At 70.6% G+C, this 24213-nt stretch carries 21 protein-coding genes; 9 read left to right on the forward strand and 12 right to left on the reverse strand.

The annotated features are described in order from the left end of the window. Positions 1-4: 4 nt before the first annotated feature. Genes fdxA through ACY34M_RS17955 form a run of 3 tightly spaced genes read left to right on the forward strand, consistent with a single transcriptional unit; the run spans position 5 to position 2191 of the window. The gene (gene fdxA, locus ACY34M_RS17945; protein WP_462723508.1) at positions 5-325 is read left to right on the forward strand and encodes a ferredoxin; all 321 of its coding nucleotides are present in this window, start codon (positions 5-7) and stop codon (positions 323-325) included. Beyond that, positions 322-1380 (forward strand): LLM class flavin-dependent oxidoreductase, encoded by a 1059-nt coding sequence (locus tag ACY34M_RS17950; protein WP_462723507.1) that lies wholly within the window; start codon positions 322-324, stop codon positions 1378-1380. Before fdxA ends, ACY34M_RS17950 begins: the two co-directional genes overlap by 4 nt. A 16-nt stretch (positions 1381-1396) precedes the next feature. Beyond that, positions 1397-2191: an alpha/beta fold hydrolase gene (locus tag ACY34M_RS17955; protein WP_462723506.1), complete on the forward strand. Its 795-nt coding sequence runs from the start codon at positions 1397-1399 to the stop codon at positions 2189-2191. A 53-nt stretch (positions 2192-2244) separates the two neighbouring features. Here the strand turns inward: ACY34M_RS17955 and ACY34M_RS17960 are convergent, their stop codons facing one another. Continuing rightward, a complete protein-coding gene (locus tag ACY34M_RS17960; protein ID WP_462723505.1) occupies positions 2245-3678 on the reverse strand; it encodes an endo-1,4-beta-xylanase in 1434 nt (477 codons plus the stop codon). 302 nt (positions 3679-3980) lie between these two features. Here ACY34M_RS17960 and ACY34M_RS17965 point away from each other — a divergent pair, with 302 nt between their 5' ends. Next, positions 3981-5447, forward strand: coding sequence for a non-reducing end alpha-L-arabinofuranosidase family hydrolase (locus tag ACY34M_RS17965; RefSeq protein ID WP_462723504.1), 1467 nt, complete (start codon positions 3981-3983; stop codon positions 5445-5447). 78 nt (positions 5448-5525) lie between these two features. On the opposite strand, the gene ACY34M_RS17970 is transcribed toward ACY34M_RS17965, so the two are convergent. Both ACY34M_RS17970 and ACY34M_RS17975 read right to left on the reverse strand, forming a co-directional pair. Next, positions 5526-7115, reverse strand: coding sequence for an AbgT family transporter (locus ACY34M_RS17970; RefSeq protein WP_462723503.1), 1590 nt, complete (start codon positions 7113-7115; stop codon positions 5526-5528). A gap of 40 nt (positions 7116-7155) precedes the next feature. Beyond that, on the reverse strand, positions 7156-8463 hold the full coding sequence (locus ACY34M_RS17975; protein ID WP_462723502.1) for a metal-dependent hydrolase family protein: 1308 nt from the start codon (positions 8461-8463) through the stop codon (positions 7156-7158). A 184-nt stretch (positions 8464-8647) separates the two neighbouring features. Between ACY34M_RS17975 and ACY34M_RS17980 the strand changes: the two genes are divergently transcribed. Then, positions 8648-9667 carry an Lrp/AsnC family transcriptional regulator gene (locus ACY34M_RS17980; protein ID WP_462723501.1) on the forward strand — a complete coding sequence of 340 codons (1020 nt, stop codon included), beginning with the start codon at positions 8648-8650 and terminating at the stop codon, positions 9665-9667. Positions 9668-9681: 14 nt separating this feature from the next. Here ACY34M_RS17980 and ACY34M_RS17985 read toward each other — a convergent pair whose 3' ends face one another. The 6 genes from ACY34M_RS17985 to ACY34M_RS18010 form a co-directional block, all read right to left on the reverse strand. Next, positions 9682-10476 carry a hypothetical protein gene (locus tag ACY34M_RS17985; RefSeq protein ID WP_462723500.1) on the reverse strand — a complete coding sequence of 265 codons (795 nt, stop codon included), beginning with the start codon at positions 10474-10476 and terminating at the stop codon, positions 9682-9684. 160 nt (positions 10477-10636) lie between these two features. After that, positions 10637-11821 (reverse strand): FAD-dependent monooxygenase, encoded by a 1185-nt coding sequence (locus tag ACY34M_RS17990; protein WP_462723499.1) that lies wholly within the window; start codon positions 11819-11821, stop codon positions 10637-10639. A gap of 52 nt (positions 11822-11873) precedes the next feature. Continuing rightward, positions 11874-12926, reverse strand: a complete 1053-nt coding sequence (locus tag ACY34M_RS17995; RefSeq protein WP_462723498.1) for an MBL fold metallo-hydrolase — start codon at positions 12924-12926, stop codon at positions 11874-11876. After that, the gene (locus ACY34M_RS18000) at positions 12923-14353 is read right to left on the reverse strand and encodes an MFS transporter (RefSeq protein ID WP_462723497.1); all 1431 of its coding nucleotides are present in this window, start codon (positions 14351-14353) and stop codon (positions 12923-12925) included. Before ACY34M_RS18000 ends, ACY34M_RS17995 begins: the two co-directional genes overlap by 4 nt. A 238-nt stretch (positions 14354-14591) precedes the next feature. Continuing rightward, on the reverse strand, positions 14592-15146 hold the full coding sequence (locus tag ACY34M_RS18005; RefSeq protein WP_462723496.1) for a MarR family winged helix-turn-helix transcriptional regulator: 555 nt from the start codon (positions 15144-15146) through the stop codon (positions 14592-14594). Between the two features lie 108 nt (positions 15147-15254). Then, entirely contained in the window at positions 15255-15743 is a 489-nt protein-coding gene (locus ACY34M_RS18010; RefSeq protein ID WP_462723544.1) for a MarR family winged helix-turn-helix transcriptional regulator, read from the reverse strand. Positions 15744-15861: 118 nt separating this feature from the next. Between ACY34M_RS18010 and ACY34M_RS18015 the strand changes: the two genes are divergently transcribed. Both ACY34M_RS18015 and ACY34M_RS18020 read left to right on the forward strand, forming a co-directional pair. Continuing rightward, entirely contained in the window at positions 15862-17487 is a 1626-nt protein-coding gene (locus tag ACY34M_RS18015) for a DHA2 family efflux MFS transporter permease subunit (RefSeq protein ID WP_462723495.1), read from the forward strand. A gap of 72 nt (positions 17488-17559) precedes the next feature. Then, positions 17560-18753, forward strand: a complete 1194-nt coding sequence (locus ACY34M_RS18020) for an FAD-dependent monooxygenase (RefSeq protein ID WP_462723494.1) — start codon at positions 17560-17562, stop codon at positions 18751-18753. A gap of 28 nt (positions 18754-18781) precedes the next feature. On the opposite strand, the gene ACY34M_RS18025 is transcribed toward ACY34M_RS18020, so the two are convergent. Next, positions 18782-19312: a MarR family winged helix-turn-helix transcriptional regulator gene (locus ACY34M_RS18025; RefSeq protein ID WP_462723493.1), complete on the reverse strand. Its 531-nt coding sequence runs from the start codon at positions 19310-19312 to the stop codon at positions 18782-18784. A gap of 58 nt (positions 19313-19370) precedes the next feature. Between ACY34M_RS18025 and ACY34M_RS18030 the strand changes: the two genes are divergently transcribed. Further along, on the forward strand, positions 19371-20315 hold the full coding sequence (locus ACY34M_RS18030) for an amidohydrolase family protein (RefSeq protein ID WP_462723492.1): 945 nt from the start codon (positions 19371-19373) through the stop codon (positions 20313-20315). A 212-nt stretch (positions 20316-20527) separates the two neighbouring features. On the opposite strand, the gene ACY34M_RS18035 is transcribed toward ACY34M_RS18030, so the two are convergent. Next, the gene (locus tag ACY34M_RS18035; RefSeq protein ID WP_462723491.1) at positions 20528-20905 is read right to left on the reverse strand and encodes a MerR family transcriptional regulator; all 378 of its coding nucleotides are present in this window, start codon (positions 20903-20905) and stop codon (positions 20528-20530) included. A 74-nt stretch (positions 20906-20979) separates the two neighbouring features. Between ACY34M_RS18035 and ACY34M_RS18040 the strand changes: the two genes are divergently transcribed. Continuing rightward, a complete protein-coding gene (locus ACY34M_RS18040) occupies positions 20980-21708 on the forward strand; it encodes an SDR family oxidoreductase (RefSeq protein ID WP_462723490.1) in 729 nt (242 codons plus the stop codon). A gap of 277 nt (positions 21709-21985) precedes the next feature. On the opposite strand, the gene ACY34M_RS18045 is transcribed toward ACY34M_RS18040, so the two are convergent. Further along, positions 21986-24073 carry an ATP-binding protein gene (locus ACY34M_RS18045; RefSeq protein WP_462723489.1) on the reverse strand — a complete coding sequence of 696 codons (2088 nt, stop codon included), beginning with the start codon at positions 24071-24073 and terminating at the stop codon, positions 21986-21988. Positions 24074-24213 lie beyond the last annotated feature (140 nt).

Raw genomic sequence — 24213 nt, forward strand, 5'->3', positions numbered from 1 at the left:
CACCATGGCGTACGTCATCGGCTCGTCCTGCGTCGACATCATGGACCGGTCCTGCATGGAGGAGTGCCCGGTCGACTGCATCTACGAGGGCGAGCGCAAGCTCTACATCAACCCAATGGAATGCATCGACTGCGGGGCCTGCGAAGTCGCCTGCCCCGAACAGGCGATCACCGTCGACCGCAAGGCCGACCCCGAGTTCCGCGAGGACAACCGGAGCTTCTTCGTGGAGATCCTCCCCGGCCGCGACACCGCGCTCGGCTCCCCCGGCGGGGCGACGCCGCTCGGCCCGGTGGGCGTCGACACCCCGATGGTGAGCGCCCGGTGAGCGTCGCCGACGCGACCGAGGCGGACGGGGGCCGTCTGTCGGTCGGCGTACGCATCCCGCCCTGCGATCGCGCCGACCGGGTCACGGAGGCCGTACGCAGGGCGGAGCAACTCGGCTTCGACGCGGCGTGGTTCCCGGACTCGCAGCTCCTGTGGCGCGACGTGTTCACCACCCTCACGGCCGCCGCGCTCGGCACGGAGCGGATCGGCCTGGGCACGGCGGTCACCAACCTGGTGACCCGCCACCCGGCGGTAGTCGCCTCCGCCGCGCGCAGCGTCGCCGAACTGGCCCCGGGTCGCTTCACCCTCGGTCTCGGCGTGGGCAACAGCTCGGTCGGACCCGTCGGACTGCGCCAGAGCACGACGGGTGAGATGCGTGAAGGCCTCACCCTGCTGCGCGCCCTGCTCGACGGCGAGGAGTGGGACTTCGCGGGCACCGCGGGAACGGTCCGCTCGCGGATGCGTGATCCCCGGCCCGAGGTGCCACTGCATCTGGCGGCGAGCGGGCCGCGCAACCTCCGGCTCGCCGGTGAGGCGGCGGACGGCGCCATCCTGCTCAGTGGTGTCTCGCCCCGCACCCTGGCGGGCGCCACGGCCCGGGTACGGGAGGGCGAACAGGCGGCCGGTCGCCCGGCACGGTCGGTGCCCGTGACGGTGTCCGCGTACTGCGAGGTGACCGACGACATCATGGCGGCGGCCCGCCGCATCAAACCCATCTGCGCGTCGATCGCCCAGAACGGCGGCGGCCCCTTCCTCGCCCTCGCCGGCATCGACGTCGCCGTACCCGACGTCATCGAGGGCGTGTATCCCGACCTGGTGCACGCCGAGGACTGGGACGCCGCCGTGAAGGTCGCTTCCGCATGGGTGGACGACGCGGCGGCGCTGCGGTTCGCCGAGGAATTCTGCCTGTTCGGCACGGCGGACGACATCGCACGTCGGCTGCGTGCCCTGCACGCCGACGGCGTCAGCGGGGTGTTCCTGCAACACGTCGGCTCGTACGACCCGCCCACCGGCCTCATCGAATCCGTCGGCGCCTCGGTGCTGCCGGCCCTGTGACGAAAGCGAGCCGCGCATGACGGACACGAACACGCCGCGGAAGGGCTATGTGCCCAGCCGTTTCGGCCAGTTGCACTACGTGGAGTGCGGTGAGGGCGAGCCCGTGCTGCTGCTCCATCAGACGCCCCGCTCCTGGACGGAGTACCTCGATGTACTCCCCCTGGTCGGAACCCGGTACCGGGCGATCGCGATGGACACCCTGGGCTACGGGGCCTCCGCGAAGCCCGAGGGGGCGCACACCATCGAGCGCTTCGCGGACGCGGCGGGCGACCTGATCGAGGCGCTCGGCCTGGACCGGTTCCACCTGGTCGGTCACCACACCGGCGGTGTGATCGCCGTCGAGGTGGCCGCCCGTTTCCAGGACCGGGTGGCGAGTCTCCTGCTGTCGGGAACCCCGTTCGTCGATGACGAGAAGCGCAACGGCGACCCCGGCAGCGTCGACCATGTCGACCCCGCGCCCGACGGCACGCACCTGCGAGAGCTGTGGGACAAGCGGCGCGGCTTCTACCGGCCGGGCGAGGAGGACGCGCTGGGCCGGTACGTCGTCGACGCGCTGACCGTCCTCGACCGCGTCGAGGAGGGCCACGAGGCGGTGCGCCGCTACGCCATGGAACCCCGCCTGCCGAGAATCACCGCACGCACACTCGCGGTGTGCGCACCCGATGACAGGTTCTCCCGGCCGTCCCTGGCGAAGTTCGCGGCGGCACTCGACTGCCCGACCCGAGTGCTGTCCGACGGGCACGTGGCGGCGCCGGAGCAGGTGCCGCAGGAGTTCGCCGACACCGTCGTGGACTGGGCCGACCGCGGCTGAACCCGGCGCGAGGGTCGCCGCCACCCTGGCGGCGACCCCTGAGCATCAGGTCATCAGGTGCGGGTCCAGCGCTGGTTGCTTCCGTTCGAGCAGGAGTAGAGCTGGATCTGGGTGCCGTTGGCCGTGCCGGCCCCGACGGCGTCGAGACAGAGGCCGGACTGGACGCCCACGATGGATCCGTCGGAGTTCAGACGCCACTTCTGGTTGTCGGCGCCCCAGCAGCTGTAGATCTGGACCTTGGCGCCGTTGCCGGTGCCTGCGGCGTCCAGGCACTTGTTGCCGTAGACCTTGAGTTCACCGGCGGAGGTGTACGTCCACTGCTGGTTGGTGCCGCCCGAGCAGTCCCACAGCTGGACCTGGGTGCCGTCGGTGGTGCTGGAGTTGGGGACGTCCAGGCAGCGGCCAGAACCGGCGCCCTTGATCGTCCCGCCGTCCGAGGGGGGCGTCGTGGTGGAGCCGCCGTTGAGCGCGTTGAGGACGGAGGTGTAGGCGGCCTTCTTGCTGCCGTCGCCGTTGAACAGCAGCGGCGTGTCCCCGGATCGCCAGGAGTCGGTGTCGCGCACGCCCCAGACGGTGATGCCGAGGCAGCGCGAGACGGCCAGGCAGTCGTTGGTCACGTTGGCGTACGTCGTGGCCGAGGCACCCTGGATGTCGAGTTCGGTGACGGCCACGTCGACGCCGAGGGCGGCGAAGTTCTGCAGCGTGGTGCGGAAGTTGCTGTTGTAGGGGCTGCCGCTGTTGAAGTGGGACTGGAAGCCGACGCAGTCGATGGGCACGCCGCGCTGCTTGAAGTCCTTGACCATGTTGTACATGGCCTGGGTCTTGGCCCAGGTCCAGTTCTCTACGTTGTAGTCGTTGTAGCAGAGCTTGGCGGACGGGTCGGCGGCGCGCGCGGTGCGGAAGGCGACCTCGATCCAGTCGTTGCCGGTGCGCTGGAGGTTGGAGTCGCGCCGGGCTCCCGAACTGCCGTCGGCGAAGGCCTCGTTCACGACGTCCCACTGAGCGATCTTGCCCTTGTAGTGGCCCATCACGCCGTTGATGTGGTCGATCATCGCCTGGCGCAGGGTGCTGCCGCTGAGGCTCTGCATCCAGCTGGGCTGCTGGGAGTGCCAGGCCAGGGTGTGGCCGCGCACCTTCTTGCCGTTCTGCACGGCCCAGTTGTAGACGCGGTCACCGGCGCTGAAGTTGAACTGGCCGCGCTGCGGCTCGGTGGCGTCGATCTTCATCTCGTTCTCGGCGGTCACCATGTTGAACTCACGGCCGGCGATCGACGTGTACGCCGAGTCGCCCAGCTTGCCCGAGGCGATGGCGGTACCGAAGTAGCGGCCGCTCTGCGCGGCCGCGGCGCCGAGCGTGCCCTCGGCCGCGTGTGCGGTCGGCGGGGCGAGCAGCGTGGCGGCCACACCGAGGACACCGACGAACAGCGATAACAGCAGACCGTGGAGTTTTCGGCGGACAACGGGTCTGGAAAGGGCGTACGAGCCCATGGCTGTGCCTCCAAGGTAGAAGTCACGGAGCGGGTCGACATGGTTCGCAATTTCGAACGATGGTCGGGGCCGCAGACACGGATGATTGGGTGTTGGCGGTGCATCGTCAATACACCCCGCAGAGAAATCTTTCCGGTCCGCGCCCGAAAACCTTCCGGAACCTCAACCAGCCGCCGTTTGTGGACAGATCAGCGAGAGACCTTGACCGGAGAGCCCCGCATTCCTAGCTTGTGGCGTCACAGATTCCGGGAATTCTCCGAAAAGTTTTCAGACTTGGCCCAGGCCTCAAGGGAGTCCTTCTGATGTGGTTCCGCACACCGTCCCCGGTCCGCCTGAGACGCTTACTCGCGGTCCTCGCGCCTCTGCTGCTCGTCGCCACCTTCCTCGGCGCCCAGCCCGCCGCCGCGGCGACCGTCGACCCCAACGCCTCGTACGTACTGGTCAACCGCAACAGCGGCAAAGCCCTGGACGTCTACAACATGGCGACCACCGACGGCGCCCGCATCACCCAGTGGGCCAGAAACGACCAGAGCCAGCAGCAGTGGCAGTTCGTCGACGCCGGGGGCGGCTACTACCGCGTCAAGTCCCGCCTCTCGGGCAAGGTGCTGGACGTCTACAACTGGTCCACAGCGAACGGCGGCTCGATCGTCCAGTGGACCGACCTGAACGCCACCAACCAGCAGTGGCGCCTTGCCGACAGCTCGGACGGCTACGTGCGGCTCATCTCGCGCAGCAGCGGCAAGGCCCTCGAAGTGCAGGGCGGTTCCACCGCCGACGGCGCGAACATCGTCCAGTACGACGACTGGGGCGGCACCAACCAACAGTGGAAGCTCGTCAAGGTCGGTGACGACACCCCCGGCTCGTGCGATCTTCCGTCGTCCTACAGCTGGTCGTCGACGGGCGCGCTGGCTCAGCCCAAGTCGGGGTGGGTGTCCCTCAAGGACTTCACCGTCGTCCCCTACAACGGCAAGCAACTCGTCTACGCGACGACGCACGACACGGGGACGAGCTGGGGTTCGATGAACTTCAACCTGTTCAGCAACTGGTCGGAGATGGCCTCGGCCGGCCAGAACACGATGTCTTCCGCCACCGTCGCACCCACGCTCTTCTACTTCGCGCCGAAGAACATCTGGGTGCTCACCTACCAGTGGGGCGGGAGCGCCTTCTCATACCGGACGTCGAGCGACCCCACCAACCCGAACGGCTGGTCGTCCCCGCAGGTGCTCTTCTCCGGAAGCATCTCCGGCTCCGGAACCGGCCCCATCGACCAGACGCTCATCGGTGACGGCACGAACATGTACCTGTTCTTCGCCGGTGACAACGGCAAGATCTACCGGGCCAGCATGCCCATCGGGAACTTCCCGGGCAGCTTCGGCACGAACTCGACCGTGGTCATGAGCGACACGACGAACAACCTCTTCGAAGCCCCGCAGGTCTACAAGCTGCAGGGCCAGAACCGCTACCTCATGATGGTCGAGGCGATCGGCTCGCAGGGCCGCTACTTCCGCTCGTTCACGGCGACCAGCCTGAACGGCTCATGGACACCGCAGGCCGCGACCGAGAGCAACCCCTTCGCCGGCAAGGCCAACAGCGGCGCCACCTGGACCAACGACATCAGCCACGGCGAACTGATCCGCACCAGCGCTGATCAGACCATGACCGTCGATCCCTGCAACCTCCAGATGCTCTACCAGGGGCGCAGCCCCTCCTCGGGCGGCGACTACGGCCTCCTGCCCTACCGTCCGGGTCTGCTGACACTGCGGCGCTGACGGCACGACACGGGTCCGGCTCCCTCAGGGGCCGGACCCGTGCACGTGACATCCCCGCCCCGCTCCGGTGCGCTTCGGCTACTTGAGACCGATGCCGGCTCCCGGCCCGAGCGGCAGATGGAACCCGTAGAAGACGGCCAGGATCGCCAGCCACGCCACCATGAACGGCAGCACGAAGATGGCGAGCCGCGAGATGAGGGTGCCGAGCCGCGCCCGGGGCTCGTACCGCTGGACCAGGGCCAGGAGCAGGAAGACGTACGGGTTCATCGGCGTGATGACGGCCGTGGCCGAGTCGCCGATGCGGAACGCCGCCTGGGTCAGCGCCGGGTGCATGCCGAGCAGCATGAACGCCGGGACGAACACCGGCCCGATCAGGGACCACAGCGCGGAGCCGGAGAGGACGAAGAGGTTGAGCACGCCCACCACGACCACGAAGGCGATCAGCGCCCCGAAGCCGGTCAGGCCGATGGAGTCGAGCAGCGCCGCCGCCTTCACGGCCATCAGGGCGCCCACGTTGGACCAGTTGAACACCGCGATGACCTGCGCCGCGACGAACATCATGACCACGTATCCGGCCATGCCCTGCACCGACTCGGTCATCGCCTTGACGACGCCCTCCGACCCGTCGAGTGCTTTCACCGTGCGCCCGTACACCACGCCGGCGAGCAGGAACGCGCCGAACAGGACCGGGACGATGCCGTCGAGCAGCGGCGAGGGAACCAATGCCCCGCCGTCGCCGCGCAACGGCGCGCCCTCGGGCAGCCACAGGGCCAGCACCGCCGCCGCGTACACGAGGACGGCGAGCGCCGTGACCAGCAGACCGCGGCGCTGCACCGGGGTGAGCGCGGCCTCCGGGTCGTCGTCCTCCTGGCCGCTCTCGGCCGGCTCCCAAGCGGGCAGCCGTGGTTCGAGCACCCGGCTGATGAGGAAGCCGCCGATGAGGCCGAGGATCAGGCTGCTGGAGGCGGTGAAGAAGTAGTTGGCGAGGATGTTCACGTCGACGTGGTGCGTGCCCGGCAGCACCTCGATGGCCCGCTGGGTGATGCCCACGTAGAGCGCGTCGAGGGAGCCGATGGTGAACCCGGCCGCATATCCGGCGGTGACACAGGCGAACCCGCCGATCAGGCCGGCCACCGGATGGCGGCCCGCGCTCTTGAAGACGACACCGGCGAGCGGCGGCAGGACGATCGCCGCCACGTCGCTCATCATGTGTGCCTGGCAGGCGACGAGCGCCACCACGTACGGCAGGAGGGCGCGCGGGGCGCGGGCCAGGGTGGCCCGCATCGCCGTCTCCAGCAGGCCCGCCTTCTCGGCGACCCCCACGGCCATGATCATGAGGAGCACGGCGGCGATCGGCGGGAACGAAGCGAAATTGGTGACGAGGTTCTGCGCCAGCCAGCGGACTCCCTCGCCGGAGAGCAGGCCGGTGACGTGCTTGGTGGCGTCCGTGCCCGGCACGGCGACGGACACGTCCGCCCACGCGAGCGCGGTGGAGACCACCGCGATGAGCACGAACAGGGCCACGAACAGGACGACCGGGTTGGGCAGGGCGTTGCCCGCCCGTTCGATCAGCGAGAGCACCCGGTCGGTGAGGGACGTGCGGCTGTGCGGTGCCTTGCCGCCCGGGGGTGTCTCCCCGGCGGACTTGTGGTCGGTCAAGGAGGCCATCGTGGCTCCTTCGCACTCGGGGCCGATAAGGCCGGGCCGGTCAAACCTTGTCCGTGGTGCTCTGCTTCCGCGGGGTGCTCCGGTGTGCGGGCAGCAGGTCCTTGCGGACGACGCCGTCCTGGATCACGCAGACGATGTTGGCGGGGTCGCCGAGGACGCCGATGTCGGCCAGCGGGTCGCCGTCGCACATGACGATGTCGGCGACGCGGTCGGCGGTGAGGGTGCCCAGGCGGTCGTCGACACCGAGGAGCTCGGCGGAGGTCCGCGTGCCGGCGACGATGGCGGACATGGGGTCCATGCCGAGGTCGTGCAGGTAGCTGAGCTCCATCAGGTTCACGCCGTGCGGGCCGACGGCCGCGTCCGTGCCCAGCGCGATGCGGGCGCCCTGGTCGATGGCGCGGGCGATGTTCTCCTTGGTGATGCCGGACCAGCGGACCTTCTTCTCGTAGTGGAAGGGCCGCATCGTCTCCTTGTCGATCCCGGCGTAGACGGTGGAGAGCGTCGGGACGACGAACGTGCCGCGCTCCCCCGCAAGCTCCAGGGCCTGGTCGGTCAGCCCGTAGCCGTGCTCGATGGAGGTGACTCCGCCGCGGATCGCGTTGAGGATGCCGGAGGTGCCCTGCGCGTGGGCGGCGACGGGCTTGCCGCGGTGGCGGCGGGCCTCGTCCACGACGGCGCGGATCTCGTCCTCGGTCAGGCCGTCGTCCTCGGGCTGGTCGTACGGCGAGCCCATGCCACCGGTGGCACACACCTTGATCAGGTCGGCTCCGTCGCGGATCACCTTGCGTACGGCGACGCGGGCCTCGTCGGCGGTGTCGACGATCTCGGACATGCCACAGCTGAAGTCGTGGCCGTCGGGCAGCCGGACGTCGGCGTGGCCGCCGGTGTGCGACAGGATGCGCACGGCGGTGTGCAGGCGCGGCCCGACGATGCGTCCGGTCTCGACGGCCGTACGGTACCCGGCGGTCAGGCCGCCGAGATCGCGGGCGCTGGTGATGCCCGCTTCGAGGGTCTCCTTGAGGCGGGTCGCGGTGTCGTACGTGACCAGGACCGGGTCGAGTTCGCCGCGCATGGCAGGGTTGTTTCCGTGCGCGTACGCCATGTGGACGTGGCAGTCGAAGAAGCCGGGAAGTACCGTGCGACCTGCGGCGTCGATGACACGTGTGTCGGGTGCGTCGACGGCGGCGTCGGGAGCGCCGACGGCCGGGCCCACGTAGCTGAGGGTGCCCTCGGCGTCGACGAGCACGACCGCGTCGTCGACGGGCGAGCCGCCGGTGCCGTCGATCAGGCGTGCGTTGGTGATGCGCAGCGGGCTGCGGGGGGCCTCGGGCGCCAGGGCGTGCGACATGGGGTGCGGTCACTCCTTGATCAAGTGCGGGTGAGGACTTCAGATGGAGAAGGAGTGTGGGACGGGCTTGAGAACGCCATGCGACTGCGCAGCTTTCGGCCTCGCTTCGGGCGACGGACGCACGGAAGTGCCGTCCCCGGGGGTGCAGGAAAGCACCACTCCGAGTGCCGCGGCTGACGCACCCGTGGAGCTGGACGAACTGGACCGCGGCATCGTCCACGCCCTGCAGATCCATCCGCGCGCCCCGTGGAAGCTGGTCGGCGACGTGCTGGGGGTCAACCCGGTGACGGCGGCCCGGCGTTGGCAGCGGCTGCGGGAGGCGGGCCTTGCCTGGGTGACCGCCTATCCGCGGGTCTCGGATCCGCGTGTGGTGGTCTCCGGGGTCGTCGAGGTGGACGCCGAACCGGGCCGGGCGGAGGACGTGGCCCGCGCGCTCGCGGTCGAACCGGCCGTGGCGAACATCAAGCACACCGCGGGCGGCCGCGACCTCGTGGTCACGGTGCACGCCGCGAACCTGCACGAGCTCACCCATCTGACGGCCGAGTTGTTCCGTACGACCACGGGCGTGCGGGCCACCCGCACCCATGTGTCCACGGGCGCGCCCATCGAGGGCAGCCGGTGGCGGCTGCGCAGCCTGGACGCCGAGCAGGCGGCCCGCGTCGAGGCCGCCGCGGCAGCACCGTGGCCGCGACCACCGGCCCCGGAGGCGCCCTGGGACGCCCTGGACGCGCGCCTGCTCGAACTCCTCAGCGCCGACGGACGCATGTCACTGCGCGACCTGGCATCGGCCACCGGTGCCGGTCCGACGACGGCGCGCCGCCGCGTCCAGGCGCTGCTCGCGTCGCGCCTGAACCTGCGCTGCGACCTGGCCCGCCCACTCTCCGGGTGGCCGCTTTCGGCCGTCTACTTCGCCTCGGTGCCGGCCGCGCACCTCGACGAGGCCGCCACCGTCATGGCCGGCATCCGCGAGGTACGCTCCTGCGCGATCACGGCGGGCCCGCACAATCTGGTCATCGACGTCTGGCTCCGCTCACTCGGGGACGTCCACCCCTTCGAAGCCCACCTGTCGCGCAAGCTGCCGCGCCTGACGATCCACGACCGGTCGGTGGTCCTCCACACGGTCAAGCACATGGGCCACCTGCTCGACCACGCGGGACGCACGACGGGGATCGTGCCGCTGCGGCATCCGGTGGAGGTCCGCTGACGCCCAACCTGCGATCACGTACCGCTGTTCCCCGTCACCTCGACCGCGGTCCCAAGGTTCGGCGCCGCGCTCCTGGCGAGTTCTCCGGCATGGACGACGTCAGCGCTGTCCGCCACGACGATGGTCGCGGCGGATCCGGTCACGGCGTCGCGTCGCAGGGCCGCGCCGGTGACGGAATACCGAGCGAGAACCGCCTCGTACGCGGCGATCGCCTCGGCAGGGAAGGCGTCGTGGAAGTCGGTCTCCACGAAGAGCCCCGGCCCGGTGACCCTCAAGTCCATCACCCCGGTGAGCGGCCGATGCCGGCCGCCCTCGGTGAGCATGTCCTTGAACACCGTCAACGCCCCGGTGGCATCGACCGCGGAGACCTCGATCCGCCAACGGACGGTGGCTTCCTTCCACGGCGCATCATGGATGTCGGCGCGTATCACCTGGTCGTCGGCCGACAGCGACCGCCAGAGCGCCAGGACCTCGTCCGTGCGCCCCTCGTCCTCGACGACGGTGAAGGTGATGCCGTTCTCCGCGATCCGGCCGGTGACCTTGCCGTGCCGGACGACGTACTCCCGCAACTCGCCCGCCAACTGCGTCACGCGTTCGCCCGACGTGCCCTCGTCGACGGTCAGGGTGCCGGTGGACGATCCGAGGAACGGCAGTGTGTTGTTCTTGGTCGCGCGCACCTCTGCCACGTCCGGCGTCCCGGCCCAGCGCTCTTCGAAAGAAGCGGCGAGCGCCGTTCCCTTGTCGATGGCACACCGGCGCAACGCGGCCCGGGACAGAGCCGCCAGGGTGGACAGTACGGACCGCCGCACGGTGATTCTCCTCAGTGCCGTCTGCTCGGAGAGCGGCCGGACCGATCCGCCCCGAACCGTGACCGCGACGGTCGCGACCGGCTACAGATTACGGCTCCTGGCCCGACGGGCGGCCGCCATCAGGGGCATCCACAGCGGACACGGGATCCGCTCGGTGTGCTCAGCCCAAGGGCACCGTCCAGGCGTCGTACGCGTACACCCAGTCCCCGTTGCCCGAGGTGCGCAGCCAGTCGTTGCCGCGTGAGCCGACTTGGACGCGGGCGGTGCGGTCCTGACGGGTGGTCTCGTACGACTTCAGGGCCGGTTCCGGGCAGCGGGGGTCGGCGGTGGCCAGGGCGCGGGCGAGGACGACGGCGTCCTCGATGGCCATGGCGGCGCCCTGGGCCATGAACGGTGTCATCGGGTGGCAGGCGTCACCGAGCAGTGTGCGGCGGCCCGACGACCACGAGGGCAGGGGGTCACGGACGTACAGGGCGGACTTGAGGACCTCGTCGCAGGCGTCGAGGACGGCGCGCGCTTCGGGGTGGAAGTCCCGGTAGTGGGAGCGGAGTTCGGCGGCTTCGCCCGGCGTGGTCCAGGACTCGTGCTGCCAGGTCTCCTGGGCCGTGGTCGCGAAGACGAACAGGTCCTGGCCGCGATTGAGGGGGAAGGTGACCAGCTGGGTGGCCGGGTCGGGCCCCCACCACTTGGTGAAGGTGTCCATGCCGGGGACGTCGAGGCGCCCTGCGGGGACCACGGCACGGTAGGCGACCAGACCGGTGAACCGGGTCGTTTCCTGGCCGAACAGGTCGGTACGTACGACGGAGTGGATGCCGTCGGCGCCGACCAGGACGTCGACGTACGCCTCGGTGCCGTCCTCGAACGTCGCGGTGACACCGTCGGCGTGCTCGACGGTGTGTGTCAACCGGCTGCCGAAGCGGACGGTGCCGGACGGCAGCGCTTCCTCCAGCGCGGCGAGCAAGTCCGCGCGGTGCATGGTGAGTTGCGGGGACCCGTACCGGGCGAGGGCTTCGTCACCCATCTCGATGCGGGAGGTCTCCTCGCCGGTGTCCCAGGTCCGGCTGAGACGGTATGTGGGGCGGGCCGCCGTACGCCGCAGTGTGTCGCCGACTCCCAGGCCGTCGAGGGCCTTGACCGCGTTGGGCGTGAGGTTGATGTCGGCGCCGACGCGGCCGAAGTGTGCCGTCTGCTCGAACACGACCGCTTTCACGCCCGCCCGGTGCAGGGCGATCGCGGCCGCGAGCCCGCCGACACCGCCGCCCACGATGCCGACGGTGAGTGTCCTGCCGTCCGCAGGGCCGCCCTGGCGCGGGCGGATCGGGTCGTGCTGGTTGTTCTCGTGCATGGTGCGGTTCTCCGTGGAACTCGAGGAAGGGAAGGGGCGGTCAAGAGGTGGTTCAGCGAACGGGGACGAGGCGGGTCAGGTCGTGGCCGACGACGACCGGGCCGGTGTAGGTGGCGGCCACCTTGCGGATCCAGTCGTCGTCACCGACCTCGCGCGGGTCCGGCGGGCCGATGTGGCTCAGGGCGACGCGACGCGCTCCGGCCGCGGCGGCGAGCCTGCCGACGTCACCGGGCGCGGTGTGGGAGGCGGAGAGAAAGTCGAGGAGGCGGTCGGAGTAGCCGAGGCCGCGGTAGAAGTCGGGCTCCATCGTCTCGTGGACCAACAGGTCGGCGCCCGCGGCGAGTTCACCGACGCTGTCGCTGTACGCGGTGTCGCCGGAGAAGGCGACGACGCCCTCCTCGGTCTCGAAGCGGTAGCCGAAACTCTGGTGCAGCGGCGGGTGCGGAACCTCACGGGCGGTGACCCGCACCCGGTCGTCCTCGTACACGAGCACGTCCCGCCCGGCCGGCGGGGAGACCAGATCGCGGGGCCGGACGAGGTCCGCGAGCGGAGTGCGCGCGCTGGTGCGCAGGCGCACGGCGACGTCCTGGCCGAAGCCTGCCAGGAGGTGGGCGAGCAGGCCCTCGGTGCCGGGTTGCGGGTGGTCGGGCAGGGTGCGGTCGGGGCCGGGTCCCACGATGTCGACCGGCTGGTTCACGCCGTGGTTGGCCGGGCCCCAGCCCAGCAGGAACAGGTTGAACAGGTCGGCGGTGTGGTCGGAGTGCAGGTGGGTGAGGAAGACCGCGCGCAGGTCACTGAGGCGCAGCCCGGCCTGCGCGTACTTGCGCAGCGCGCCGTAACCGGCGTCCACCAGATACGTCCGGTCCCCGACGACGACCGCGGTGGAGGCGCCCTGCCGCCCGGGCGCCGGGTAGGGTCCCGCGCCGGTGCCGAGCAGGACGACGCTCAGCGCGGTCGGGCCGTCCGGCCGCGCGTCGCCGGTCACTTCGACCGCGTCGGGCGGGACGGCGAGGTCCGGGAAGGCGGGGGCCGGGGAGCCCGGGGCAGCGCCGCCGCAGGTGCACAGATCCGCGACCGTCTGCCCCTCGTGCTTCGGATCGCTCACGGCGAGACCTCCTCCAGGGTGCGGCCGGTGGTCTCCTCGGCGAAGAGACCCGCCACAACGGCCCCGGCCAGCGTGAAGACGGAGAGCAGGAGGAAGACCGCCGACAGCTGGGTGCCACCGCCGTAGACCAGACCCACGAGCAGCGGGCCGACGATCAGCCCCAGGCGGTTCATGACGCCGCCCATGCTGCAGCCCAGGGCGCGGGCACGGGTCGGGTAGAGCTCGGGCGTGTACAGGTAGAGGCTGATGTTGACCGCGAAGTTGAACATCGCCGCCAGCGAGGACCACACGGCCAGTTGCCAGGGCGCTCCGGCGCCGAGCACGGCCAGGACGACGAGCATCGCGGTCGTCCCGCCGAGGCCGCCCACGACGATCCCGCGCCGTCCGACCCGGTCCACTAGCAGAGCGGCGAGGACGCAGCCGACGAGTCCGGCGACCGAGGCCATGGTGCTGTACCAGAGCGCGGAGCTCAGGGACATTCCGTAGACGCCCTTGTAGATCGTGGGCAGCCAGGACGTGATGCCGTAGTTGGCGAGGTAGCCGACGAACCAGATCGTCCAGATGACCAGCGTGCGGCGGCGGTAGCGGCCGGTGAACAGGTCCCGCAGCGAGCCGCGGGCAGGAGCGGCGGCGGCCGGTGCGGCTTCCTGCTCGGACGGGACGGCGGATTCGGCTTCCGGCATGGGCTGCACGGACGGGGCGGCCGGGGCGGGCAGCTCCGCGCCGCTCGCGCGGCGCACGCGTTCTTCGATGAGGTCCATCGTCACCCGCGCCTTCTCGTAGCGGCCGCGGGAGACCAGCCAGCGGGGCGACTCGGGAATGCGGCGCTGGAGGAGCACGGCGGCCAGGCCGGGGACGGCGGCGAACAGGTAGAGCGCGCGCCAGCCCCAGTGCGGGATGACCCAGGCGGCGAGCAGCGCGCCGGCCGCGAGTCCGGCCGGGAAGACGATCTCGTAGAAGAGGACGAAGCGGCCCCGGCGGTGTGCCCGGCTGATCTCGCTGATGTAGGCGGCGGCGGTCGGCACCTCGCCCCCGATGGCGAAGCCCTGCACGAACCGGAGGACCAGGAACGGCAGCAGCGAGGTACAGCCGGCCATCAGCAGACTGCACAGGGCGGTGAGGGCGACACAGATCGAGATGACCTTGACCCGGCCGACCCGGTCGGCGGCCCAACCGGAGACGTAGGCACCGAGCAGCATGCCGATCGAGCCGATGGTGAGGGTGAGCGTGGTGCCCGCCGCGGAGATGTCCCACTCCTTGGTGATGACGGGCAGCGTGTAGGCGATCAGCAGCTGGTCGAAGGCTTCGAAGAAGGTGACCACGCCGATGGCGAGGCGCACCGTGACCTGCCAGCGGGACATGGGCAGCCGTTCCAGCCGCGCCGCGATGTCCTGCCGCGCGGCGTCGGGCGTGACGCTGGTACTCATTCGGCCCTCCTGCGGGCCTGGCGGCCCTGACGGATATGACTTAGCGCTAAATGTTTTAGCGCTAAGGTTTCTAGCAGGCCGAAAGAAGCGGCCACAACCCCTCCGTGCCAAGAGATTGCGACCGCTTCACATGTGTTGTGCCGTCAGATGCCGCGCCGGCAGATGCCGCGCCAGCAGGCTTTGCGTCATCAGGGTCTGCGCCGTCGGGCGTCGTGCCGCCAAGGTCCGAGACCGGGCGCTATGCGCTCCCGTCGGCCCCCGCATCGCCCCTCCCCCGCTCCGCCGCCCGGTCGAGGGAACGCTCCAGCCGGGCCAACAGGCCGCCCAACTGGGCACGTTCAGAGTCCGAGAGGTCGGCGAGCATGTCCGATTCATGGGCGAAGTGGGCGCCGATGATCTCCTCGGCGAGCGCGAGCCCCCGGTCGGTGAGCTGGATGTGTACGATCCTGCGGTCGTCCGGGTCCCGCACACGCAGGGCGAGCCCGGCGGCCTCCAGCTTGTCGACCCGCTGCGTGATGCCGCCGCTGGTCAGCAGGTTGGCGTCGGCCAGTTCACTGACGGTGCGCCGGTACGGGGCGCCGGCCCGTCGCAGCGCGGCCAGCACCCCGAAGGCCGGAACGGTGAGGTCGTAGGTCTCGAAGAACGCGTTCAACTGGGCCTGATAGCGGTTGAAGCTGCGGTGCAGCCGGCCGAACACACCCAACGCGGTGGCATCCACCTCGGGGAACTCGCGTTGCCACTGCTCCAGCATGGCGGCCACGGCGTCCTGGTGTCCCGCCCGGAGTTCACTCATCACTCCCTCATCCCGCCCGCCCGAGGGATGGGCCGAGCCGCGAACGCGCATTCTACGGCGGGCCAACGCGGCCCGTGAGCAGGGGGACTGCGGGCACCACGCCGGGCGTCAGGCCTTCTGGGCCCGCTCGGCGATGTGGGCGTCCATGGTGGTGCACAGATCCGCCAGCAGCGCCTCGAACCCGGCCAGCACCTCGGGCGGGTACGTGGCCATGACCGCGTCCATCTGGGCACCCAGCGGGCGGAAGAACTCGTCGGCGCGCTCTTGCACGTGAGTGCTGCTGCGCAGGGTCACGAGCCGGCGGTCGGTGTGCTCCCGGCTGCGGACGATGTGGCCCGCGGCTTCGAGGCGGTTCAGCAGTGCGGTCGTGGCGCTCGGCGACAGGAGGATGCGTTCGCTGAGCCGGGCCGGTGAGAGCGGGGCGCCCCGTTCGTCCGCCGCGGTGATCTCCAGCAGGGCCCCGGCGTCGGTGGAGTGCAGGCCCAGCCAGTCGGCGAACAGGCGGCCGAGCTCGGTGTAGTGGCCGCCGTAGGACCGCAGCCCTTCGATCAGCCGCTCACGCTGCGCCGACACCTCACCGTGTGCCGTCTCCTCCACCACCGACGCCGCCCTTCTCCCATGGCCCAGGCGATCCGCACCCGGGACGCGCTTTGACAACCTACCTCCACCGCCTTAAGTTCCATCGCAGAATTATTCCATGATGGAAGGTGTTTTCATGCGTGACCCGTCCGCCACCCGGCGGTGGCTCGGTCTGATCGCGATCGCGCTGGGTGTGGCACTGATCGTGGTGGACACCACGATCGTGAACGTGATCGTCCCCTCGGTGATCGAGGACCTGGACGCCACCTCCGCACAGGCGCAGTGGATCCAGGAGTCCTACGCCATCGTCTTCGCGGCCCTGCTCCTCCTCACCGGCCGGCTGGCCGACATCTTCGGCGCCCGCCGGATCTTCGTCTGGGGTGTCGTCGTCTTCGGCGCGACCAGCGTGCTGGCCGGTCTGGCGCCCGGAAGCGGGCTGCTCATCCTGGCCCGCTTCCTCCAGGGCGCGGGGGCGGCGATGCTGCTGCCGACCTCGCTGTCCCTGCTGAAGGCGACCTTCACCGGCAAGGCGCGCGGTCAGGCGTTCGCGGTCTGGGGCTCCACCATCGGCGCGGCCGCCGCGCTCGGTCCGCTGCTGGGCGGCTGGCTCGCCGAACACGTCTCCTGGCGCTGGGCCTTCGGCATCAACGTTCCGCTGTCCGTGCTGGTCGGGATCGGCGTGCTCCTCTACATCGCCCCGTCCCCGCGCACCCGTGGCCGCGTCGACGTGCCGGGTGCGCTGCTGTCCGTCATGGGCCTGGGCCTGCTCGCCTTCGGGCTGGTCGAAGGCCGCACCTACGGCTGGATCGCCACCGTGCACCCCCTGAAGGCGCTGGGCTTCACCTGGGACAGCGGCCCCTCGCCCGTCCTGGTGGCCCTCGCCCTGTCCGCCGTCACCCTTTTCGCGTTCGTACGGCGCCAGATCACGCTCAGTCGCGGCGGCGCCGGCTCCCAAGTCCTCATGGACGTCAGCCTGTTCTCCATCCCCTCCTTCCGGAACGGCAACATCGCCACGCTGATCATCGGCATCGGCGAGTTCGGCATCGTCGCGGTCCTGCCGCTGTGGCTCCAGTTCACCCTCGGCTACAGCGCCCTGCAGGCCGGTCTGGCCCTTGTGCCCGTGGCCATCGGCAGCTTCGTGGCCAGCGGCGCGAGCTTCGGCCTGGCCGCCAAGGTCGCCCCGCTGGGCCAGCTGCGCATCGGCCTGGCCCTGGAGGTCGTGGGTCTCGCCGGAATCGGACTGATCGCCACCCCGGACAGCTCCTGGTGGTCGGTCTCCCTGGTCCTCTTCCTCTACGGCATCGGCGTCGGCTTCGCGACCGCCCAGGTCACCAACGTCGTCCTCAACGACGTCCCCGAAAGCAGCTCCGGCCAGGCATCCGGTGCCCAGAGCGCCTTCCGCCAACTCGGCTCGGCACTCGGCATCGCCGTCCTGACCACGGTGTTCTTCAGCTCGCTCAGCACCAAGCTGCATGACCGGCTCGCCGGCATGGGCCTGCCCGCCGGACAGGCGGACCAGTTCAGTGGCGCCGTCACCGACAGCGCGGGGGCAGCCATCGGCCCCCTGGCCGCGAACCCGCACACCGCCGCCGTCGCGGACGCGGCGCGCGCCGCCATGACCGACGGCGTCGTCCTCGGCGGGTACATCGCGGCAGGCTTCGTCCTGCTCGGACTCATCGCCTCCTTCCTCATCCCTGCCACCCCCGCCGGAGCGGAAGCCGGATCCGCCTCGCTCGCGGACAAGAACGCCGCCCTCCACTGACCCGCCCCGGGGCGGCACGACCATGCCGCCCCGGCCGTTGCCTCCACACCCCCCACCACCAGACGGAGCACCATGCCGCACAAGACGGTTCTGATCGCGGGCGCCGGTATCGCCGGCCCCACCCTCGCCCACTGGCTCACCCGATACGGCATGAAGGCCACCGTCGTCGAGCGCGCCCCCGCCCTGCGCCCCGGCGGTCAGACCGTGGACCTCCGCGGCGCGGGTCTCGACGTCATCCGCCGCATGGGCCTGGAATCAGCGGCCCGCGACGCCGCCACCCGGGAAGCCGGTATCCGGTTCGTCGACGACCAGGACCGCACCAAAGCCGCACTAGCGGCGGACGCCTTCGGCGGCCAGGGGCCCGTCGCCGACCTGGAGATCCTGCGCCCGCAGCTCTCCGCCCTGCTGTACGAGCACACCCGTCACGACACCGAGTACCTCTTCGACGACGAGGTCACCGCCCTTGAGGACGACGGCGACGAGGTCCACGTCGTCCTCAAGAACGCGGGAGAGCGCCCCTTCGACCTCGTCGTCGCGGCCGACGGCATCCGCTCCCGCACCCGTGACCTCGTCTTCACCGACACCCGCACCACAGGCTTCGGACTGTGCACGGCGTACTTCACGATCCCCTACCGCCCCTCCGACGGCCGCTGGGCACGCTGGTTCAACGCCCCCGGCCGCCGGTCGATCACCCTGCGCCCCGACAACCTCGGCACCACCCGGGCCACCCTCTCCTTCCTCACCCCCACACGCGGCTACGAACGGCTGGAGCCCGCCAGGCAGAAACAGCTTCTGCACGACGCCTTCGCCGGTCTCGCCTGGGAAGTCCCGCGAATCCTCTCCGAGATGGACGACTCGGCAGAGTTCTTCTTCGAATCCGTCGGGCAGGTCCACATGCCCCGCTGGTCCCGAGAGAGGACCGCCGTCACCGGCGACGCCGCCTACTGCGCCTCACCCCTGAGCGGCATGGGCGCCAGCCTCGCCCTCACCGGCGCGTACGTCCTCGCCGGCGAACTCTCCCGCCACACCGACCACCGCGCCGCCTTCACCGCCTACGAGACCACCCTGCGCCCCTACACCGCACGCGCCCAGAAACTGCCGCCAGGAACCCCGCGCACCGCCCTGCCCCGCACCAAGGCGGGCATCACCACCCTGAACACTGTCCTGCGCACCGCGACCAGCAAGCCCGTCCGCCCCCTGCTGTCCCGCTTCCTGGTCCCGCCGGCCGACACCTTCACCCTGCCCGGGTACGACTCCCCGACGTAGGCCCTTCTCAGGTACGGCAAGCGCAGCGTCACTGCTGGGCGGTCTCCCCCTCGGCGGACCGGGGAATGGTGTCGCCGATGATGCCCGCGAGGCGGTGGAGTTGCGCGGCGAGTTCGTGGCGCTCCCGGGCGGTGAAGTTCGCCAGTGCCTCCGCTTGGCGCGCGCGGAGTTCCGCCTGCATGGCCGCGAGCCGGTCTGCGCCGTCCGTGGTGAGGCGGATGAGGACCTGACGTTCGTCGTGCGGGGAGCGCTGCCGGGTGACCACGCCCGCCGCTTCGAGTTGCTTGAGCATGCGGGTGGCGGTGGGGACGCTGACCTCGGCGGTGGCGGCGAGCCTGCCGACCGGCAGCCCCTCGCCCCGGTCGTCCGCGGCGAGAGGTTCCAGCAGCGTGAGCTGCGCCATCGAAAGCCCGGCCCCCGAGTGCCCCACAGTGGCCGCCCGGGAGCGGCGCATAGCGTAAAACAGCCGGTCAGCAGCGTGCGCCAGCTCCCTCACACCTGCCTCGTCCATGGCCGGGGCCCGGTCGTCGTCCGCTCCGTGCTTGCTCACCTCTCGCATGACTGTTAGCTTACTAAATGAAGTTGCTAGCAAGCTAAACATTAGGAGGCTAGGAGCTATGAACTTCCCCGTACGCATCGACGTCCACAACCACATCGTTCCGCCGGTCTGGGCCGAGACACTGGCCGCGCGCGGCCTGAACTCCGGCGGCTGGGACATCCCCGCCTGGAGCCCCGAGAGCGCGATCGCGATGATGGACCAGCAGGGCATCGCCACCGGCGTCATGTCCGTCACCGCGCCCGGCGTGCACCTCGGCGACGACGCCGACGCCCGTGACCTGGCCCGCGCCGTCAACGAGTACGGCGCCGAGGTCGTGAAGGACAACCCCGACCGCTTCGGTCACTTCGCGAGCATTCCGCTGCCCGACGTGGACGCGGCCGTGGCGGAGGCCGTGTACGCGCTCGACGTTCTCGGCGCCGACGGCGTGGTCCTGATGTCCAACGCCCACGGCAAGTACCTCGGCGACCCAGACTTCGAGCCGCTGTGGGCCGAACTCGACCGCCGCTCGGCGAACGTCTTCGTCCACCCCGCGCAGCCCCCGATGACGCTGCTGCCCGGCACCCCCGCCCCGCTCGCGGACTATGTCTTCGACACCACCCGCACTGCCGTGAACATGGTGCTGGGCGGCGTCATGGACCGTTACCGCAACGTGCGCGTGATCCTCTCCCACGGCGGCGGCTTCCTGCCCTACGCCGCCTACCGCTTCTCCGGCCTGACCTCCATGGCCATCGACCGCAACCGCACGGACGAGGACATCCTGCGCGACCTGAAGCGCTTCTACTTCGACACCGCCCTGTCCGCCAGTCCCTCCGCCCTGCCGGCCCTCCTCGCCTTCGCCGAGCCCGGCCACGTCCTGTACGGCAGCGACTGGCCCTTCGCCCCGCAGGAGGCCGGCTCCTACTACAACCACTTCCTGGAGACCTACCCCGACTTCACGCCGGGACAGGCAGTAGCCATCGACCGCGGCAACGCCGAGGCACTCTTCCCCCGCCTCGCCCGCTGACCGGGCTCACCCGGCCCGCACTCCGCATCCGCGCGACGCCGCGATGCCCCGCACCCACTGTCACCGTGCGGGGCATCGGCGCGTGTTCACCGGGGCGGCAGCGGCCGTGCACTGATGAGACCCGCACCTCGCAGGAGACACAGGACCTCAACGACCAGGCTCTCCCCGTACTCCAGCCGTAGATCGCCGGTGCGACGTCCGGCCGCCCGCGCCTACGGGTGCGTGTCCGTGATCGCGATGACCTCGTCGAGGCGGTCCAGGGCGGCCTGCAGGTCGTCGACCTTGGCCTGGATGCGGTCGCGCTCGTCGCGCAGCATGGCGCGTTGCTCGCTGTCGGTGTGCCCGGAGTCCCAGCACGGAAGGAGTTCCGAGATCCTTCGGCTGGTCAGACCGGCAGCGAACATCTGCTGGAAGAAGCGGACCAGAGGGATGGCGTCCTGCCGGTAGAGGCGCTGGCCGGACGGGCTGCGCTCCGCGACGAGCAGCCCCTGCTGCTCGTAGTAGCGCACGGCGCGCACCGAGACGCCCGCCCCCCGTGCCACCTCCCCGATACGGATCAGCCGCTCGGCCGCGGCCTCTGTGACGGTCATGGCGACTCCTCTCACCTCGGCCCGACGACGAACACTTGCCTCTGACGTCAACGTCAGGTTTTAGCGTACCCGGCATGGACATCAACAACTCAGTCGCCCTTGTCACCGGAGCCAACCGCGGCCTCGGCCGCGCCTTCACCCAGCGCCTCCTGGAACGCGGCGCACGCAAGGTCTACGCGACGGCCCGCCGACCGGAGACCGTGGACCTGCCCGGAGTCGAGGTGCTGCCCCTCGACATCACCGACCCCGCATCCGTGCGGGCCGCCACCGAGGCCGCCCCGGACGTCTCGCTGCTCATCAACAACGCGGGGACCCAGACGGGGACCGACCTGGTGACCGGCTCACCGGACGCGGTACGGCACGAACTGGAGACCAACGTGTTCGGCCACCTGGCAATGATCCGGGAGTTCGCGCCGGCGCTCGCCCGGAACGGCGGGGGCGCGATCGTCAACGTCCTCTCCGCCATGTCGTGGTTCGCGGGCAAGGGCAGCAATGCCTACCACCTGACCAAGGCAGCCGCCTGGGCGATGACCAACGGCGTCCGCCTCGAGCTCGCCGACCAGGGCACGCTCGTGACGGCGGTGCACCTCGGCCTGGCCGACACCGACATGGCCGCGGGCTGGCCCGTGGACAAGATCGCGCCCTCGGACCTGGCCGACGCGGCGCTCGACGGTGTCGAGGCGGGCGCCGCCGAGGTCCTCGCCGACCAGTGGAGCCGAGACGTCAAGTCCCGACTCCCGCTGACACCGGAAGAGTTCAACTCCGCGATGGACCGCGCCCTGGCGGCGCTGACAGCGGCCTGAGGGACCCGTCGGGCCACACTGAAGGCTTCTCAACATGCCGAGCAACCTTGCTCATTGACCTGACGGCACGACGAAGCCCCTGGCAGATGGATTTCCGATCAAGAAATTCGTCTCCGCCAGAGGCTTCGTGTGCTTGTCCAAGCCCGCCCCGCTGTTCCAGCGCGCACGTCCTCGGTCCTCGGCGTCATACACCCGCGGAACTCCTCGAACGCGGCAAGCCCAACCAGTAGTTCGCGCGGTTCCTGCTGTCGAATCTCGCGGCGTAAGTACCGTCGCGCTAGTGCAGGGCGTAGGCGATGCCGTCGTCGAGGCTGTCCTCCAGTCCCTTGCGGAAGGCCGCCTCGTACACGGTGTCCCCGGCAATCTCTCGGGCCGAGCGCTCGCAGGCAAGGCGGTCGGCGAGGAGTTCGGGGATGCCCAGTTGGTTGCGGCCGATGGTGTCCCAGGTCTGCTGGCCGATGCCGAGCAGCCGGGCCGCTCGTTCGCCGTGGCCGGTGGCGGCGGCTACCGAGGCCAGTAGGTCCAGGGTGATGCCGATCCCGATGCTGTCGTGGAGCAGGGCCTTTCCCTCCAGGGCCGCGCGTGCGCATGCCGCGGCCTCGTCGAGTTGGTCCAGGCCCCGAGCCGCCAGCCCGCGGATGTAGTCGGCGAAGGCCAGGGACCATCGTTCGCCGCGCTTGACGCACTCCGCGCGCAGGGCATCGGTCACTGCGGCGGCCCGGGTGAATTCTCCGAGGTTGGTGTGGGCGAACCCGCGGATCGCCCACAGCAGGAAGCGCGCGCCGCTGTACGTCTCGCCGTGGTCTTCGGTGTACGGCGCGGAATCGAAGATCTCACCCGCCTGCGCGGGTCTACCGCTCAGGCCCAGGCATCCGCCCTCGAGGTGGGCGGCGGCGACGAGCATGGCCGGATCGGCCGCTGTGTCGGCGGCGGCCCGAAACTCTTGCCCCAGCCGGGCGACCGCATCCAGGTCCCCCTGCCCCAGGGCGATGGCGGCGCAGGCCCACAGGGCCTTGTGGCGGGCCGGCCCGGGAGCAGGGTGTTGTGACAGCGCGCGGCCGAGGTAGTGGCGGCCTTCGTGGTGGATGCCGCAGGCGAGCCAAAAGAACCACAGCGCCCCGGCCAGCTCCAGCGCGGTCTGCCCGTCGTCTCCCTCACCGAGGCAGAAGTCCAGCGCGGCCCGGTAGTTGGCGTGGTCCGCGGACGTACGCTCGTACCAGGCCAGCTGGTCCGGCCCGATCCAGGCGGCGTCCGCCCGCAGCGCCAGGCCCCGGTAGTGGGCCCGGTGGCGGCACCGCATCTCGTCCTCCTCGCCCAAACCGCGCAGCCAATCGGCGCCGTACTCGCGCAGGGTGTCCAGCATCCCGTAGCGCTCCCCGTCGCCGGTGGGCTGCCAGGTCAGGATGGACTTGTCGACCAGCTCGGTCAGCAGGTCGGTGATCTGATCGGCGGGCAGATGTGCATCGGCGCACACCTGCCCTGCCGCCTCGGTGTCGAAGGTGCCGGCGAACACCGACAGGCGTGCCCACAGCAGCCGTTCGGCCGGGCTGCACAGCTGGTGGCTCCAGCCGATCGCGGTCCGCAGGGCCTGGTGCCAGAACAGCTCAGCCCTGTGGAGCACAGCATCACTCTCTGCGAGGACGGCGAACCGGTCGTCCAGGCGCGCGGTCAACTCCCGCACGGACAGCTCGCCGAGCCGTGCCGCGGCCAGTTCGATGGCCAGCGGCAGCCCGTCCAGGCGCCGGGCCAGGCCGACCAGCCCGGCCCGGCCGGCGTCGGCGACCGTGAAGCCGACAACCCGTCGGGCGGCGCGCTCGACCAGCAGCACCACCGCATCCGCCCGCACCGCGGCGGGATCGCCGGGCTCCGGGACCGGCAGCGGCTCGACGGTGAGCACCTCCTCGCCGGCGACGTTCAGGGGACGGCGGCTGGTGACCAGGAACCGCAACCCCGGTGCGGCCCGCAGCAGTTCCCGGACGGTGTGCGCGCAGGCGTCGATCAGGTGCTCGCAGGTGTCCAGGACCAGCAGCAGCTCCCGGCCCGCCAGGTACTCGGCCAGCACCTCGAGCATCGGCCGGTTGGTCTGGTCGGCCAGCGGCAGCTCCTCGGCGATGGCGTGCGCCAGCAGCTCGCCCTGCCGCAGCGGCGACAGCTCCACCCACCACGCCCCGTCCCCGAACGAGGGGCGCAGTCTGCCCGCGGCCTCCAGGGCGAGCCGGGTCTTGCCCACCCCGCCGGCGCCGGTGAGGGTCACCAGCCGCTGTGGCCCCGCGAACCGTCGCAGGACCTCCGCCAGCTCCGAATGGCGGCCCACCATCCTCGACTTCGCTGGCGGCAGGTTGCCTCGCCCCTGACCATCGCTCACGCTCGTCCTTCTTCCGCATCCCTGCGCACCGCCGCGCGGGGATGGGCGCAGTCTGCCGACCACTTGGCGCGCGGCGTGCCGCCGGAGAGAAGGTGCCGCGCAACGCCGGAATCGGACTGTTGCAGTGCACGGGATGAACG

Source organism: Streptomyces sp. EDA2-14, from assembly GCF_054963755.1.